The following is a 15,238-nucleotide window of genomic DNA, read 5'->3' as shown; positions in this document are numbered from 1 at the left end:
TTTCATCCCCGCCGGCGGCGCGGGGGGATCCGGCCGGGCGTCTCACGGCGACGCCCGCGAGCCTTCAGCGGGACCCCGGGCAGTTCCGGCGCGGGCAGCGGGGCGCCCACGGGGCCCGGCACCGTGCCGAACCCCCCGCCCGCCGTCCACTCCCGCCGGAACTCCACGATCTCGTCGTGATCGCGGCCCACGAAGTTCCACCACATCACGATCCGCTCCTCGAACGGCTCGCCGCCCAGGAGCAGCACGCGCGCTGGCCCTCCGGCACGCAGGACGAGGCCCGACCGGCCGGTGCCGAGATACAGCAGGGGGCCGGGCGCGAGGCCGGTCCCGTCGACCTGTGCCGCGCCGGACAGGGTCAGCGCCGCGTACTCGAAGTCCGGGCGCAGCGGGATCCGCGCCTCGGCCCCCGCCTCCAGGGACACCTCGGCGCCGACGAGGGGGCTGTAGGTCCTGGCGGGCGACACCGCGCCGCCGAGCTCGCCCACGAGCACGGTCGCGGTGAAGCCGGGGCCGGTCAGTGACGGCAGCGCCGGATGGTGCGCGAAGTGCGGCTCCATCCACCGGTGGGTGTCGGGCAGCGCCACCCAGAGCTGCACCCCGTGCAGTTCGGCGCCGGGGGGCGACTCCTCCGCGTGGGAGACGGCACGGCCCGAGGTCATGAGGTTGAGCTGTCCGGGCCTGATCGGCTGCTCGCTGCCGAGGCTGTCGCGGTGCAGCACCTCGCCCTCCACCAGCCAGCTGACCGTCTGGAGACCGCTGTGCGGATGCGGGGGCACCCGCATGGTCGCCGCCTCCGGGCCGTAGTGGTCCACGAAGCACCACGCGCCCACCATCCGGATCTCCCGGTTCGGCAGGGTCCGGGTGACCTTCATCCCCCTCGGGCCGCCCAGCACCACGTCGCGGCCTGCCAGCAGCTCGTTCACCGGTTCCGTGGCGACGTCCGAGAGGCCGCCGCACTCCGCCTCCCGCGGGTTCCGCTCCAGGTTGCTCATCCGCAGACTGTACGACGGCCGCCCGCCCCGGCCGTCCCGCGGCCTCCGCGGAGTACCCGTCCCGGTGAGGTGCGCCGGGCGGGGTTGGGACCATGCCGTGACCATGGGGCGGTGCCGGGGCACGCCGGGTGCCGTTACCGTTGACCGGGTGGAGGAGATCGACCGCCGGATCGTGACGTTGCTGGCCGGGGACGGCCGGATGAGTTTCACCGACCTCGCCAGGGAGACCGGGCTGTCGGTGTCGGCGGTGCACCAGCGGGTGCGGCGGCTGGAGAAGCGCGGGGTCGTGCGGGGGTACGCGGCGCTTGTGGACTACAACGAGGTCGGGCTCCCCCTCACCGCGTTCGTGTCGATCAAGCCCATCGACCCGGCCGCCGCCGACGACGCCCCCGACCGGTTGTCCCACCTGGGTGCCATCGAGGCGTGCCACAGCGTGGCCGGCGACGAGAGCTACATCCTCAAGGTCCGCGTCTCCTCGCCGCTCGGGCTGGAGGAGCTGCTCAACCAGATCCGCACCTCGGCCAACGTCTCGACCCGTACCACCGTCGTGCTCAGCACGCCGTACGAGCACCGTGCCCCCGAGATCCTGGGCGCGGACGACGACACCTCCGCCGAGCAGGCCTGACGCCTCCGGCTCGTCCGCGCGTCTCCCCCGGGACACCCGGCGGCCGGGTATCCCGCCACCTCGCCGGTGGGGGAGGGGTCAGGCGGGGAGGGGGGAGCCGAAGACCTCGTCACGGGCGGCGGCGAGGGCGAGGTCGAGCGCGCCGATGAGGACCGGGTTGCCCTCGACGGCGGACAGCAGCAGCGGGGGCCGGGGGACGGTCAGCGCGTGGAGCTCCCGCTCGACGAGCTCGCGCAGGGTCTCGCCGCCGGCCAGGGGGGTTCCGCCGGTCAGCACGATGAGCTCCGGGTCGACGACGGAGGTGATCGAGGCCAGGCCGACCGCCAGCCTGGCGGCCACGTCGCGCAGCCCGGCGCGGGCGTCGCCCGCGCGCTTGCCGCCGCCCTCCGAGACCCGCACGGCGTTCCGTACGGCCTGCGCGAAGGTGGCGCCGCGCACGCCGTACGATCTGAGGATCCTGAGTACGGCGGGTCCGCCGGTGAGGGCCTGGTAGCCGTGGGCGGCGAGGTGTCCGGGCTCGCGGGCGACCGGCGCGCCGGGGGCGGGCAGGTAGCCGACCTCACCGGCGCCGCCGGTGGCGCCCCGGTGCAGCCGGCCGCCCAGCACCAGCGCCGAGCCGAGGTTCTCGTCGGCCCTGAGCAGCACGAAGTCGCGGTGCCCGCGGCCCGCGCCGTGCGCCTTCTCGGCCTGGGCGACGAGGTTGACGTCGTTCTCCACGGCGACCTGGACGCCGAGCCCTCCGCCGAGGGTCGCGACCAGGTCGGGGATGTGCCAGCCGGGAGTGCTCCCGCCGGTGGCGTAGCCGAGCCGGCCGGTGCCGGGGTCGACCGCGCCCGGCACGCCGATGACCACGCGCCGCAGGCCGGCCGGGGCCCGGGCCCCCTCAAGCGCGGTGCGGACCCTTTCCACCACGTTGCCCGCGGAGCGGCCCGGGGTGGGCAGCCGGTACTCGCCGACCACCGTGCCGGTGATGTCGGCGACCCTGGCGTCGATGTGCGCGGGGGTGACGTCCAGCGCGGCCACGTACGCGGCGGCGGGGTTGAGTCGGTAGACCTCGGCGGCCCGGCCGGGCAGCCCCTCGCGGACGCCGTTCAGCACGACCAGCCCCGCCCCCCGCAGCCGGGCGAGCAACTGGGAGGCGGTGGGCTTGGACAGGCCGGTGATCGCGCCGATCTCCGGCCGGGTCAGCGGCCCGCGCTCCAGGAGTGCCTGCAGGGCGGCGCGATCGTTGATCGCCCGCAGCAGGCCGGGGGTGCCCGGGGTCGGCTGGGTCACCGGTCCTCCATGTCCGTGTGTGTCGCGGTACCGCCCATCCGGCGGAGTTAGGAAACCTTCCTAACGTGAAGCGACGGTAAGGAGACCCGGTGAACTCGGTCAAGCACGCGGAGGGTGCCGCAATCAACCTGTGATGACGGCCTGATGGGGGAACATCTCAACGGACCTGCTAGGGTGATGGTTTGTCACAACAACTAGCCCAATGGCCCGGAGTATCCCATTACTATCAACGATAATGGAGCGACGGCGACCCGTCAAATCGAGCTCGCCAAGGAGCAGGAGTACGTCTCCGGCCTCTACCAGCGGCTCGACCTGTTGCGCGAGCGCACTCAGCGTCAGCTGGACGGCGTGCTGGCCCAGGGCGGGAGCGGCGGCACGCACCAGAACCGCTCCGAGCGGGACACCTTCGCCGGGATGTACGCCGAGCGCCTGGGCCGCCTCTGGGCGGTCGAGAACGGTCTTTGCTTCGGACGGCTCGACAACGCCGACCAGACCTCCCTCTACATAGGCCGCATCGGCCTGGCGGACGACGAACAGCGGCGGCTGCTGATCGACTGGCGGGCCCCGGTGGCCCAGCCGTTCTACGGTGCCACCCCCGCGGCCTCGATGGGGGTCACCCGCCGCCGCCACCTGCAGACCAAGGGCCGCAGGGTGATCGGGATCGACGACGACCTGCTCGACCTCGACAGCCTCACCGAGGAGGACGCGGCCACTCTCAACGGCGAGGCCGCGCTGCTGGCCTCCATCGCGGCCAGGCGCACCGGGCGCATGCGCGACATCGTGGCCACCATCCAGTCCGAGCAGGACCGGATCATCCGCTCCGATCTCAGCGGCGTGCTGGTGGTGCAGGGCGGCCCCGGCACCGGCAAGACCGTGGTGGCCCTGCACCGGGCGGCCTACCTGCTCTACACCCACCGTGACAGGCTGGCCCGCAGGGGGGTGCTCATCCTCGGCCCCAACCTGACCTTCCTGCGCTACATCGAGCAGGTGTTGCCCTCCCTGGGCGAGACCGACGTGCTGCTGTCCACCGTCGCCGAGCTCTATCCCGGGGTCACCGCCACGGTCAGGGAGCGTCCCGAGGTCGCCGCGCTCAAGGGCGAGGGGCGGATGGCCCAGGTGGTGGCGCGCGCCGTAAGGGAGCGGCAGCGGGTGCCGCGCAGGCCGGTGGAGATCCGTCTCGACCGCCACACCCTCAGGCTCGACGGCCCCGTGCTGGAGGCCGCGCGCAACCGGGCGGCCCGCTCCAGGCGGCCGCACAACGAGGCGCGCGGGATCTTCGTCCGCCACCTGCTCAACGTGCTCGCCCGGCAGGCCGCCAGGGAGCTCGGGAAGGGGACGATCAGCGACGACGAGCTGGCCGACATCCGCGAGGACCTGCGCACCGAGCGGCCCGTCAAGGCCGCGCTGAACAGGTTGTGGCCCTACACCACCCCGCAGCAGCTCCTCATCGGGCTGTTCACCTCCCGTGAACGGCTGGACTACGCCGCGGCCGACCTCACCGAGGCCGAACGCGGGCTGCTGCTGCGCGAGCCGCCGCGCAAGGGGGACGGCTGGTGGGCCGCGTCCGACGTGCCGCTGCTGGACGAGGCCGCCGAGCTGCTCGGCGACATCGACCCGGCGGTGCTGCGGGCCGGCGCGTGGGTCGCCGAGGAGGAGCAGGCCGCGGCGCGCGCCGCCGCGCTCGACGAACGGCAGCACCAGCTGAACTACGCCAAGGAGGTGCTGGAGCTGACCGGGCTGTCGGAGATCATGGACGCCGAGAGGTTCGCCGCCAGGCACCTGAACGACGAGGTGTACCTGACCACCGCGGAGCGGGCCGCGGCCGACCGTACCTGGGCCTTCGGCCACATCATCGTGGACGAGGCGCAGGAGCTGTCGCCGATGGACTGGCGGATGGTGATGCGGCGCTGCCCGAGCAGGTCGATGACGATCGTCGGCGACCTCGCGCAGACCGGATCCTCCTCGGGGGTGCGCTCCTGGGCCCGGATGCTCGACCCGTACGCGGCCGGGCGCTGGCGAGAGGAGCACCTCAGCGTCAACTACCGCACCCCGGCCGAGCTGATGGCCGTGGCCGCCGACGTGCTTCCCCTGATCGGCCCGGGCCTGGTCGCGCCCACCTCGGTCCGTGAGACGGACGCGCGTCCCTGGGCGGCGTCCCCGCTGGAGTCGCTGCCCGAGGTGATCAAGAGCGAGATCGTCGAGGGCGGACGCCTGGTCGTGATCGTCCCCGAGTCCGGGGTGAGGGAGCTGGGGGAGGTCGTGACCCGGTCCGTCGAGGGGGCGGTCGCCGGGCCCGGGGCCGGGGCCCTGGACGCCCCGGTCGCGGTCCTGACCGTCGCGGAGGCCAAGGGGCTGGAGTTCGACGCGGTCGTCGTGGTGGAGCCCGAGCTGATCCTGCGGGAGTCCCCCCGAGGGGCCAGCGACCTTTACGTCGCGATGACCCGGGCGACGCAGCGTCTTGGCGTCGTCCACAGCGGCCCGCTGCCCGAGGCGCTCGCTCGACTTGAGCGACATCGGATCACATGAGACCATTGACGGCTCTCGTCGATCATGTCCCAGCTGCGAAAACTTGATGTTTCCGCAGTTGGGGACAGGGTTGACATCTGCGCTGGGGTCGGTAGTTTGCTGCCCAGTCCAGCACGGGACTGGCCGGTTGGCCGCCTTTCGACATCGTCGGTTCCTGCGCCCGTGACGGGGGTCACCCCGTCCGTACAGCCAGGCGCAGGGCCGCCGTTCCGTCGAGGCGGGGCACCCCATCCGGGCGGGGGGTTGGACCCAGGAGGGGCCCGGACACCCAGTAGACAACGGCAATCCGCGCTCGCCGCCGACGGGACGGAACCGGTCCGAAGGGTCGTCCGGGCCCTCTTCCCGCTCCCGTGCGAGCGCCGCAAGCGTCGGGGTGATCCTCAAACGAGGGTCACCCCGTTGCCGTGCCCGAGCCCGGTGATCCCCCGCTTTGGGCGTGTGGCGGCCGGGCGGTACCGTTCGGGGGAAAGACAGGTCAGGGCCGCGTAATCCGTCCCCACGACCCCCCACGACATCCCGAGGAGCCCCGCCCGTGGCGCAGGAGAAGACGGCCGCCCCGGCGCCGGAGGCGGTGGCGGCGGGCGGCCCGCCGGGCGGGCGCCCCCACCTCCGGCGGCGGATCCCCGCGGCCGGGATCGCGGGCGTCGTCGCCGGCGGCCTGCTGCTCTTCCTCGCCTTCCCGCCCCTCGGGTTCTGGTTCCTGGCGCCGCCGGCCATGGCGCTCCTCGTCCTGTCGGTGCGCGGTGTGCGCCTTCCGCGCGCCCTGTGGCTGGGCTTCCTGGCGGGCCTCGCCTTCCTGCTGCCCGCGCTGCACTGGGTCAGCCCGATCGGAATGGACGCCTGGCTGGGCCTGGTGGCCCTGGAGAGCCTGTTCTACGCGGCCTGGGCCGCCGGGTCCGCCCTCACCTCCACGCTGCCCCTGTGGCCGTTGTGGAGCGCCGCGCTCTGGGTGGCCATGGAGTGGGCCCGGGGGGCCTTCCCGTTCGGCGGATTCCCCTGGGCGAGGGTGGCCTTCAGCCAGGGGGAGTCGGTCTTCACCCCCTACGCGGCCCTGGGCGGGGCGCCGCTGGTGAGCTTCGCGGTGGCCCTGTGCGGCGGCCTGATCGCGCTGGCGGCGCTGAGGCTCGCACCCGGGTCCCCGCGGTCCTCCCGGAACCCGCCGCTCACCCGGGCACTCGTTCTGCCGCTCGCCGGGGCGCTGGCGGTCCCGGCAGCCGCGTTCGCCGTCCCCCGGCCCGGTGACGAGGGCGGGGTCGTGACCGTCGGCGTCATCCAGGGCAACGTCCCCGGGCGGGGCATGAACCCCCTGGGGGACTCGCCGGCCGTGGTCCTCGGCAACCACACCCGCATGCTGCACGAGATGGCGCGGGCCGTACGGGAGGGCAGGACGCCCAGGCCGGACCTGGTCGTGCTGCCGGAGAACTCCACCGACATCGACCCCTACCGCAGCGACCTCGCCTATCGGGCGATCGACGAGGCGGTCAAGGACATCGGGGTGCCCGTCCTGGTCGGCGCCGTGGTCGGCGTCGGCGAGGCCAACCGGGCGACCCGCAGCCTGGTCTGGGACCCGGTCAGCGGCCCCGGCGCCTACTACGACAAGCAGAAGCTCGTCCCGTTCGGCGAGTACACCCCGCTGAAGGATCTCGTGCTGGCGCTGTTCGACCGGGCCGGTCTGGTCGGCAGGCAGTCGGTGCCCGGCACCCGCGACGGCGACCTGAGGCTGGGCCCGGTGACCATCGGCGCGATCAACTGCTACGAGGTGGCCTTCGACGGCGTCGTGCGCGGGACCGCGGCCACCGGCGCCAGCCCGCTGGTGGTGCAGACCAACAACGCCACCTACGCGCTGACCAACCTGCCCGCCCAGCAGCTCGCCATGTCCCAGCTGCGCGCCGTCGAGCACAACCGCGCGGTGATCACCGCCGCGATCACGGGTATATCCGCCTACGTGACCCCCGACGGCACGATCGCCTGGCGGACCGGCGAGCTGATCCCCGCAGCGAACGTGCTGACCGTTCCGATCAGAACCTCCGTAACGGTCGCCACCCGCGTGGGCGCGCTGCCAGAGTGGGCCATGGTACTTGTGGGTACGGGCGCGCTGGCCATGGGCCGGTGGCGCCGGACGCGCCCCCCGGCCCACTTCCCGGGTCAGGAGGACAGGCGGCAGGTGGGAGAGGCGTGATGGAGCGGATGCTCGGCCGGGTGCTCGTCATCGTCCCGACCTACAACGAGCGGGACAACCTGCCGATGATCACCGAGCGGGTCCGCGCCGCGGTGCCCGAGGCCCACCTGCTGATCGCCGACGACGACAGCCCCGACGGCACCGGTGCGGTCGCCGACACGCTGGCCGGATCCGACGACCACGTCCACGTGCTGCACCGTCCGGGCAAGCAGGGGCTGGGCGCCGCCTACCTCGCGGGCTTCCGCTGGGGTCTGAACGAGGGCTTCGACGTCCTCGTGGAGATGGACGCCGACGGCTCCCACCGGCCCGAGGAGCTCCCCAAGCTGCTGGAGGCGCTCGCGGACGGGGCCGACCTGGTGATCGGGTCACGCTGGGTGCCCGGTGGCAAGGTCGTCAACTGGCCCGCCTCCAGGGAGTTCCTCTCCCGCGGCGCGAACGTCTACACCAGGATGATGCTCGGCGTCCCGGTCCGCGACGCCACTGCCGGGTTCCGCGCCTACCGCGCCTCCACCCTGCGGAAGATCGGCCTGGACGACGTGGAGTCGCAGGGCTACTGCTTCCAGGTGGACCTGACCCTGCGCACCGTCCGCCACCACCTGCGCGTCGCCGAGGTGCCCATCACGTTCGTGGAGCGCACCGTCGGGGCCAGCAAGATGAGCCGGGGCATCGTGGCCGAGGCGCTGTGGCGGGTCACCGTGTGGGGTGTCTCCGGCCTGCCCGGGCGCCTGCGCCGTCCACGCTGAGCGAACGCGGAACGCGCCGCCGCCCGAGGGCGTTGTCACTGTCGTAGGGCTGTCGCGTGAGTTGAGGAAAAGATGCGCCTTGTGCTGTTCCTGATCCTCCTGGGGATCCCGGTCCTGGAGATCTGGACGCTGATCCAGGTCGGCCAGGCCATCGGCGGCGGGCCCACCGCCGCCCTGCTGCTCGCCGCCGCCCTGCTGGGCGTCTGGATCATCCGCAGGGAGGGCCGCAAGGCCCTGCGGAACCTGCAGGAGGCCCTGCGGAGCGGCCGGATGCCCGAGCACGACCTCGCCAATGGCGCGGTGGCCGTCGCGGGCGGCATGCTCCTGATCGCGCCGGGCTTCGTCACCGACCTCCTCGGGCTGCTCTGCGTCCTGCCCCTCACCCGGCCGCTGGTCCGTGGACTCGGTGCGGCGCTCCTCGCCCGCCGGATCCGCAGACTCGCCGAGGCGGGGCCGGGCGTGGGCTCGCCGTTCGGCGAGGCGGGCCCGCCCTTCGATCTCTTCGACGCGACGCGCGGCCGGGGTTCGGGCCCCGTCATCCACGGCGAGGTCGTCAGGGACGAGCCGGGCGGCCCGGCCGTCCGCGACTCCGGACGCGGCATCACCGACCGCTGAGGCCCACAGGGAGCCGGCGGAGGTCAGCGGGACACGCTGAGGCCGGCCAGGCGGCGCAGCGAGAGCCGGAACAGCGCCGCGTTCACCGGTCTCACCAGCGGCCAGCCGAGCCGCCCCACCGGCCCGAACGGCAGGTCGAGCTCCTCCTCCCAGACGATGGTGCTGCCGCCGTCCTCGCGGGGCAGCACGCGGAAGACGCCGGTCCCGCGCACCAGGCGGCCGGTGTGCCGGACCGCCACGCTCCTGGGCGGATCCCACTCGGTGATCTCCATGGTGTCCAGGAACCCGACCGGGCCCAGACCGGTGAAGGCCGCCAGGCGGCTTCCGACGCCACGGCCGTCGCCGGCGGTGACGCGCGCGCGGGTCAGGACCATCCACTCGTCGTGGCGCGGCCAGTCGGTCAGCACGGAGAACACCCGTCCGGGACGGGCCGCCGTGTCCACCGAGACGGTGATGCGGGAGTGGGTCACGCCCGTTCCCTCCCCCGGGACGCCCACTCCCGAAACCCCGCCCCCCTCCGTGGAGGCGGCGTCAGGGGGAGGCGGCGACCGTCCCCGAGGTCTGGGCGGCCACCAGGGTGGCGTAACGGCCGCCCCGGGTGAGCAGGCCCTCGTGGGTGCCCCGCTCCACGATCCGTCCCTCGTCGACGACCAGGATGAGGTCGGCGTCCCTGACCGTGCTCAGCCGGTGGGCGATCACGATGCGCGTCTGGGTGAGCCAGCCGAGGTTGGCCTCGATCCGGGCCTCGGTGGTGCTGTCCAGATGGCTGGTGGCCTCGTCGAGCAGCAGGATCTTCGGCCGGGACAGCAGCGCGCGGGCGAGGGCGAGCCGCTGCCTCTGACCGCCGGACAGGCCGCCGCCCTCCACGAGCATGGTCTCGTATCCCATCGGCATCATGCAGATCTCGTCGTGCAGGCAGGCGAGCTCGGCGGCCTGCACGATCTGCTCCGTCGACGCCTCGGGGGCGTTGAGCGCGATGTTCTCCCGGATCGAGCCGGTGAACAGCGACGGCTCCTGGGTGACCACGCCGAACTGGCGCCGCAGGGAGCGGAGGTTGAGCTCCGGCAGCGGCACCCCGTCATAGCTGAGCCGCCCCTCCGACGGGGTGTGCAGGGCCAGCAGCAGCCGGGCCAGGGTGCTCTTGCCCGCCCCGGACGGACCGACCAGGGCGATCTTCTGCCCGGAGCCGATCGACACCGAGACGCCGCGGAGCGTCCACGGGCCACGGGGGTCGTAGCGGAAACCGACCCCGTGCAACTCCACCGATCCGCGCAGTCTGAGCACCTCGATGCCGGAGGTCGGCTCGGGCTCGGAGGCGAGGATGTCGGACAGCCGGTCGAAGTGCGCCCCGGCCTGCTGGAGTCCCTGGAAACTGGTCATCAGTGAGGCGATGGGGGTGAGCGCGGCGACGGCCAGGGCGTTGAGCGCGAGCAGGGTGCCCAGGGTCAGCTCCCCGTCGAGCACCCGCCACGCGCCGACCCAGAGCAGCGCGAGCGGGGCGAGCAGGCGGAGCGTCCCGAGGGCGGCGTCCAGCAGGCCCTGGGTCAGGCCGCCCCGCATGTCGGCGTTGAGCTGGTGGGTGAAGTGCTTCGACCACTGCGCGACCGCGCGGTGCTCGGCCCCGGACGCCTTGAGCGTCTCGATACCGCCGATGGCCTGGACGAGCTGACTCTGGGTGGCCGCGAAGGCGGTGAGCTCCTCCTGGGTGAGGCGGCCGACCCTGCGGGCGGTGACCAGGAGCAGCAGCACCTGCAGGGCCGCGAACCCGAGCAGGCAGGCGCCGAAGACGGCGTCCCGGCTGAACACCAGGATCAGGTAGCCGATGGCGAGCGGGCCGTCCAGCAGCGCCGACAGGGCCTGCCCGGTGAGCATCTCGCGCAGCACCGCCACGCTGCCGGCCCGCGTCATCAGGTCGCCCTTGCCGCGCAGCGCGAAGTAGCGGTACGGCAGGGCGACCAGGTGTGCGACCACCCCGCCGGTCAGCTCGGAGTCGGCCCCGGCGCGGATGGCGACCAGCAGGACCGAGCGGAGGCAGCCCACCACGAACTGCGCCGCGGCGGCGAGCGCCAGCCCCAGGCCGATCACGGCCAGCACCCCGTCCGCCCCCGCGGGCAGGACCCGGTCCACCAGCGCCTCGGAGAAGAACGGCAGCACCAGGCCGAGCAGCTGCAGCAGCAGCGAGGCCAGGACCACCTGGGCGAGCAGCCCCTTTCTCCGCATCAAAAGCGCGCGGATGAACCGGCGGCGCCAGGCGTGGCCGGGGCTGGAGCGTCCGGGGCGGAAGCCGGGGCCGGGTTCGAAGGCGAGCAGCACGCCGGTGAAACCCTCGTCGAACTCCTCGGTGGTGAGCCTGCGGCGCCCCCTGGCGGGGTCCACGACGTGGACCCGGTCCCGCTCCCAGCGTTCGACGACCACGAAGTGGTTGAACTGCCAGTGGACCACGGCCGGCATCGGCACGCGGGCGAGGTCGGCCGGGACCAGGGAGAAGGCCCGCGCCTTCAGCCCGCACTCCTTGGCGCCCTCCAGCAGCGCCTTGGCGCTGAGACCGTCCCTGCCGATCTGGAGCCGGTCGGTGATCTCGTGCAGCGAGGTGCGGCGGCCGTGATGGGACAGGACCATGGTCAGGCAGGCCGCCCCGCACTCCGTGGCGGTGTTCTGCAGCACGACCGGCACGCGTCTCACGGCGCACCCCCCGTCCGGGCCCGCAGCAACAGGGCGAACGCGACCCCGGCGGCCAGCAGCAGCGCCACCAGCGCCCAGAGCGCCACCAGCGTGCCCGTACGGATCGTCAGCGGGATCCCCTCCCGTTCCGAGGAGGCCCGGTGCCGCCGCAGCGACTCCTCACGGAAGACGGCGCGTCCCATCACCAGTGCCACTCGATCGAGGCGTGCCCGCGGCGCTCGGCCAGCCACTCGGCGAACGCCACGCGGCCGGCCGCGGCCAGCGTCCGCTCGTCCGCCGTCGCGGGGGTCGCGGGGACGCGTTCCAGGACGATCCCGGCGATGAAGGCCGCGCCGTGGGCCACGGGCCCGACCACGGTCCCCGGCGAGGCGTCCCTGAGCGGTTCCGGCAGCTCGAAGGCCAGGCGCTCGGCGATCGTCGTCTCGGTCCCGCCGTCCGCCTCCGCGGTGAGGGCGGTCAGGTCACCGTCGCCGATCCGGGCGAGTTCGGCGGTACGGCGGGCGAGAAGCCGCTCGGGGCCGGTGATCCAGACTCCGCGGACCCGGTCGAACGTCCGGGGTCCGGCCGCCAGGCGCACCGGTCCGAGCTCGGCCTCCCTGCGCCGGCGGAAGCTCCGCCGCCTGGCGACACCGGCGATGTAGGTCTCGAACTGGGGCGGGGTCATGCCCATCTCGGCCAGCCAGGCCAGTGTCGAGGCGCGGTCGTGCAGACCCCGGCCACGCCGGAACTCGTCCGCCGCGGCCTGCAGCTCCTCGTCGTCGACCGGCCCGGTGTCGTCCTGGAGTTCGTTGAGGATCAGGCACTGATCGACGATCTCGTCGTGCGGCGTCGCGTCGCGGCGCGACAGCGACCGGATCATGGTCAGCGCCTGGGCGACCGACAGGTGCACGTCGTCGACGCTGACCAGCTGGCCCGCCGCCCAGTGCGTCGAGTGGTCGATCAGCCAGGGCACGCCGTCGTCGGCCTGCGCGGTGAGCGCGACCGTTCCGCCGTCCGGGTCCTCCAGCAGAAGGTCGAAGTCGACCACCTGGGTGCCGGGGCGTTCGTCGACGACGAGTTCGGCGTGGAGGCCGGGATGCCCGGCCGCCCACGCGGCGGCCGCCCGCCGGGCCTCCTCCACCCGGGCGCGCCGCCGGGGCAGGCCGCGCAGCAGCCGCACGCCGGACTCAAGTATCGTCCCGAGATCACTCATGATCCATTCCTGTTGTCCGTCTCCACGAGCCAGTCGGCGATCGCGTCGCCGATGGGCAGTCCTGCGCGCTGCTCCAGGAAGCCCCAGGCCCCGTTGGGGTTGATCTCCAGGAACACGTACGCCCCTTCCGGGGTGAGAATGAGGTCGATCGCGCCGTAGGTCAGCCCCAGTGAGGTGACGAGTTCCACACACCGGCGTTCCAGGTCGCCGGGGAGCCGGTGGGCGGTGTAGAGCACCCGGTCGTCGTCGTAGTGCCGCCAGTCGTCTCTGGCCCGGTGGGACGCCTGCGAGTCGATCTCGGCGGCGAAGACCCGGTCGCCCACCACGATCACGCGGAGTTCCACGGCCTTGGGAATGTACGGCTGCAGGATGACCGGTTCGTGCCGGAGGCGGTGGCGCGAGGTGAGGTGGCGCCGGGTGAGGACGGTGGTGTATGTGCGGTGGTCGACGCCGTCGACGTCGAACTCGCCGGAGTCGATCTGCTTGGCGATCAGCCGCCCGGACGTCCTGTCGTGGAACGGCACCAGTTCGGCCGGATCGTTGGTGAAGACGGTCTCCGGCACCGAGAAGCCGAGCGCCGCCGCGCGGGCCATGTGAATGATCTTGTTGTGTGCCCGGCGCTCGGTGTCCCTGCGCGAGGGCAGCCAGCGGGCCGGTGCCAGCTCCCAGGCTCCGTCGAGCAGGAACTCCGCCTGCCAGACCACGTGCCGGCGGTGGGAGGGCGCGGTCACGTTCCCGGCCGGGGTGGGCGCGTTCGGGCGCCGCCGCCACACGGCGCGCACCGTCGACAGATCCAGCCGCTCGGTGCCGGTGTCGAGCACCATCCGGTGCCCGTCGCCGGTGAGGACGGCGGTGAGCGTGCCGAGGGCCGGGAAGTCGCCCGGGTCCCACCAGGTCACCGGCGCGCCCCGGCGCCTCAGTGCCGGCAGCACCATCTCGACCGCGTCGTCGCGCCGGTCGCTCAGTATCAGGATCACGTTCACCCTCGTCATGGAAGAGACGGCGGGGCGGGAAAGGCCCGCCCCGCGCCACGGCAGGTCAGCTCACGACCCACTCGACCGGTTTGCCGCCCTGGTACCAGCAGACGCTGTATCTGCTGCCGTTCACCTGACCCAGTTCGGCCTCGGTGAGTTCGGGGCCGTCGAAGGCCAGCTCCTCGATCTTGATCTTCTGCACTGCCGGTCCTCTCTGCGCTGTCCCGAACCGCCGGCCGGGCGGGCGGCCCGGCCGGGGCCGGGTTCGTCGGAAACGGTTCGCGGACGGCGCGGCGGGGCGGGGAGCGCCCACCCCGCCGCGTGTCCGATCATCGACCCCCCGCCCTCACCGGGTCCGGTGCCTCCCACCGCGCCGGTACGGCGAGGCGGTGACGCCGGCCTGATCGGCGGCCGGCGAGCGGCGCGCGATCCGGTGAGGGTTCCCGGTCACGGCACTAGCTGACGGTCCACTCGCAGGCCTGGCCCTTGCTGTTGCGCCAGGACACGGACATCCGGCCGCCGGAGACCTCGCCCAGCTCGGCCTCGGACAGCTCGGCTCCCTCGAACGGGATGTCGTCAATGTTGATCTTCGACATTCTTGGTTCCCTTCCGCCGCTTTCACGGCGATGGTCGATCCCCCCGGGGCACCGGCGCGCGGTGACCCGCTTACGTGAGGAGACGTTAGGGACCCCAACTTGTCGATCTCTTGTAGCGGACTTGGAGCCGCGGCTCATCGGGGCCGCCCGGCGGCTTCGGGGCCCGGCCAAACGGAAGGCCGGTCCGGTCGGGGACGACCGGACCGGCCAGGCGGCCGTGGTGTCCTACGGGGTCGTGGACTCCAGATCGTCGACATAGGTCCGGCCGAAGCCGGCGGCCGGGGCGAAGCCGCGGAAGTTACCTTCCACCTCGGCCTTCTCGGCCGTGTTCGGATAGGGGTTGGTGCAGCCGGTGCCGGCGCTCGCACCGGACATCAGGTCTTCGCACAGGCCGGTGCGCCGGTCGGGCAGACCCAGGATGTGGCCGATCTCGTGGGTGGCGATGCGCAGCGGGTCGTGACCCTCGGTGGTGGCCTGTCTGCCCATCCACACGGTGCCGCGCCCGAGGTCGGTGAGCTGGGCGCGGGGCCAGCCGTCGTCGGCGAGTACCACGAAGTCCGCGGGATGACCGGCCACCAGGCGGACATCGGTCACGCTGGAGTTCCAGATCTGGGCCGCCTGGTCCACGGTGGAGCGGAACTCGGCGGCGTGGCCGGCGTCGTACCGGAGTATCCGGACGGCGGCCCTGCCGGTGGATGCCTGAGCGGCCGTCCCGGCCTGGACGGGGACGACGATCGCCAGGGGCGAGAAGCCCAGGACGAACGCGATGACGAAACGGATGACTCTTGACACTTTGCCGGGCCTCCGGGGGATGCTCGTTGATACGAGGCGGAAGA

The 15,238-nt window shown here is 73.1% G+C and carries 15 protein-coding genes; 5 read left to right on the top strand and 10 right to left on the bottom strand.

The window, feature by feature from the left end; genetic code table 11:
* Window positions 1-2: 2 nt before the first annotated feature.
* On the bottom strand, window positions 3-995 hold the full coding sequence (locus tag ACWEF2_RS25755; RefSeq protein WP_453818910.1) for a pirin family protein: 993 nt from the start codon (window positions 993-995) through the stop codon (window positions 3-5).
* Between the two features lie 103 nt (window positions 996-1,098).
* Here ACWEF2_RS25755 and ACWEF2_RS25750 point away from each other — a divergent pair, with 103 nt between their 5' ends.
* A complete protein-coding gene (locus ACWEF2_RS25750; RefSeq protein ID WP_453818925.1) occupies window positions 1,099-1,620 on the top strand; it encodes an Lrp/AsnC family transcriptional regulator in 522 nt (173 codons plus the stop codon).
* A 78-nt stretch (window positions 1,621-1,698) separates the two neighbouring features.
* Here the strand turns inward: ACWEF2_RS25750 and ACWEF2_RS25745 are convergent, their stop codons facing one another.
* Window positions 1,699-2,895: an ROK family transcriptional regulator gene (locus ACWEF2_RS25745; RefSeq protein WP_453818909.1), complete on the bottom strand. Its 1,197-nt coding sequence runs from the start codon at window positions 2,893-2,895 to the stop codon at window positions 1,699-1,701.
* 225 nt (window positions 2,896-3,120) lie between these two features.
* Between ACWEF2_RS25745 and ACWEF2_RS25740 the strand changes: the two genes are divergently transcribed.
* The 4 genes from ACWEF2_RS25740 to ACWEF2_RS25725 all read left to right on the top strand — a co-directional run bounded on the left by ACWEF2_RS25740 (window position 3,121) and on the right by ACWEF2_RS25725 (window position 8,958).
* Window positions 3,121-5,421 carry a HelD family protein gene (locus ACWEF2_RS25740; protein WP_453818924.1) on the top strand — a complete coding sequence of 767 codons (2,301 nt, stop codon included), beginning with the start codon at window positions 3,121-3,123 and terminating at the stop codon, window positions 5,419-5,421.
* A gap of 532 nt (window positions 5,422-5,953) precedes the next feature.
* On the top strand, window positions 5,954-7,600 hold the full coding sequence (lnt, locus tag ACWEF2_RS25735; RefSeq protein ID WP_453818908.1) for an apolipoprotein N-acyltransferase: 1,647 nt from the start codon (window positions 5,954-5,956) through the stop codon (window positions 7,598-7,600).
* Window positions 7,600-8,343 carry a polyprenol monophosphomannose synthase gene (locus ACWEF2_RS25730; RefSeq protein WP_453818907.1) on the top strand — a complete coding sequence of 248 codons (744 nt, stop codon included), beginning with the start codon at window positions 7,600-7,602 and terminating at the stop codon, window positions 8,341-8,343. The genes lnt and ACWEF2_RS25730 overlap by 1 nt, the downstream gene beginning before the upstream one ends.
* A 72-nt stretch (window positions 8,344-8,415) precedes the next feature.
* On the top strand, window positions 8,416-8,958 hold the full coding sequence (locus ACWEF2_RS25725; protein WP_453818906.1) for an FxsA family protein: 543 nt from the start codon (window positions 8,416-8,418) through the stop codon (window positions 8,956-8,958).
* A 23-nt stretch (window positions 8,959-8,981) separates the two neighbouring features.
* On the opposite strand, the gene ACWEF2_RS25720 is transcribed toward ACWEF2_RS25725, so the two are convergent.
* The 8 genes from ACWEF2_RS25720 to ACWEF2_RS25685 all read right to left on the bottom strand — a co-directional run bounded on the left by ACWEF2_RS25720 (window position 8,982) and on the right by ACWEF2_RS25685 (window position 15,194).
* Window positions 8,982-9,428: an SRPBCC family protein gene (locus ACWEF2_RS25720; protein ID WP_453818905.1), complete on the bottom strand. Its 447-nt coding sequence runs from the start codon at window positions 9,426-9,428 to the stop codon at window positions 8,982-8,984.
* A gap of 61 nt (window positions 9,429-9,489) precedes the next feature.
* Window positions 9,490-11,640 carry a peptidase domain-containing ABC transporter gene (locus ACWEF2_RS25715; protein WP_453818904.1) on the bottom strand — a complete coding sequence of 717 codons (2,151 nt, stop codon included), beginning with the start codon at window positions 11,638-11,640 and terminating at the stop codon, window positions 9,490-9,492.
* The gene (locus tag ACWEF2_RS25710) at window positions 11,637-11,825 is read right to left on the bottom strand and encodes a hypothetical protein (RefSeq protein ID WP_355599607.1); all 189 of its coding nucleotides are present in this window, start codon (window positions 11,823-11,825) and stop codon (window positions 11,637-11,639) included. The genes ACWEF2_RS25715 and ACWEF2_RS25710 overlap by 4 nt, the downstream gene beginning before the upstream one ends.
* Window positions 11,822-12,832, bottom strand: a complete 1,011-nt coding sequence (locus tag ACWEF2_RS25705; RefSeq protein ID WP_453818903.1) for a TIGR04500 family putative peptide maturation system protein — start codon at window positions 12,830-12,832, stop codon at window positions 11,822-11,824. The genes ACWEF2_RS25710 and ACWEF2_RS25705 overlap by 4 nt, the downstream gene beginning before the upstream one ends.
* Window positions 12,829-13,809 (bottom strand): MvdC/MvdD family ATP grasp protein, encoded by a 981-nt coding sequence (locus ACWEF2_RS25700; RefSeq protein ID WP_453818902.1) that lies wholly within the window; start codon window positions 13,807-13,809, stop codon window positions 12,829-12,831. Before ACWEF2_RS25700 ends, ACWEF2_RS25705 begins: the two co-directional genes overlap by 4 nt.
* Before the next feature lie 61 nt (window positions 13,810-13,870).
* The gene (locus tag ACWEF2_RS25695; RefSeq protein ID WP_453818901.1) at window positions 13,871-14,008 is read right to left on the bottom strand and encodes a hypothetical protein; all 138 of its coding nucleotides are present in this window, start codon (window positions 14,006-14,008) and stop codon (window positions 13,871-13,873) included.
* 253 nt (window positions 14,009-14,261) lie between these two features.
* Window positions 14,262-14,402, bottom strand: coding sequence for a putative ATP-grasp target RiPP (locus ACWEF2_RS25690; RefSeq protein ID WP_355599610.1), 141 nt, complete (start codon window positions 14,400-14,402; stop codon window positions 14,262-14,264).
* Window positions 14,403-14,627: 225 nt separating this feature from the next.
* The gene (locus ACWEF2_RS25685; RefSeq protein WP_453818900.1) at window positions 14,628-15,194 is read right to left on the bottom strand and encodes a snapalysin family zinc-dependent metalloprotease; all 567 of its coding nucleotides are present in this window, start codon (window positions 15,192-15,194) and stop codon (window positions 14,628-14,630) included.
* Between the last annotated feature and the right edge of the window lie 44 nt (window positions 15,195-15,238).

Source organism: Streptosporangium sp. NPDC004631, from assembly GCF_053601935.1.
The sequence above is the reverse complement of the archived record's forward strand: the minus strand, read 5'-3'. Positions and strand labels throughout refer to the sequence as shown.

What these genes read in the sequence shown, in the direction of transcription:
- ACWEF2_RS25705 (WP_453818903.1), bottom strand. Translation starts at nt 12,832, where the DNA reads ATGAGTGATCTCGGGACGATACTTGAGTCCGGCGTGCGGCTGCTGCGC.
- ACWEF2_RS25690 (WP_355599610.1), bottom strand. Translation starts at nt 14,402, where the DNA reads ATGTCGAAGATCAACATTGACGACATCCCGTTCGAGGGAGCCGAGCTG.
- ACWEF2_RS25725 (WP_453818906.1), top strand. Translation starts at nt 8,416, where the DNA reads ATGCGCCTTGTGCTGTTCCTGATCCTCCTGGGGATCCCGGTCCTGGAG.
- ACWEF2_RS25750 (WP_453818925.1), top strand. Translation starts at nt 1,099, where the DNA reads ATGGGGCGGTGCCGGGGCACGCCGGGTGCCGTTACCGTTGACCGGGTG.
- ACWEF2_RS25730 (WP_453818907.1), top strand. Translation starts at nt 7,600, where the DNA reads ATGGAGCGGATGCTCGGCCGGGTGCTCGTCATCGTCCCGACCTACAAC.
- ACWEF2_RS25755 (WP_453818910.1), bottom strand. Translation starts at nt 995, where the DNA reads ATGAGCAACCTGGAGCGGAACCCGCGGGAGGCGGAGTGCGGCGGCCTC.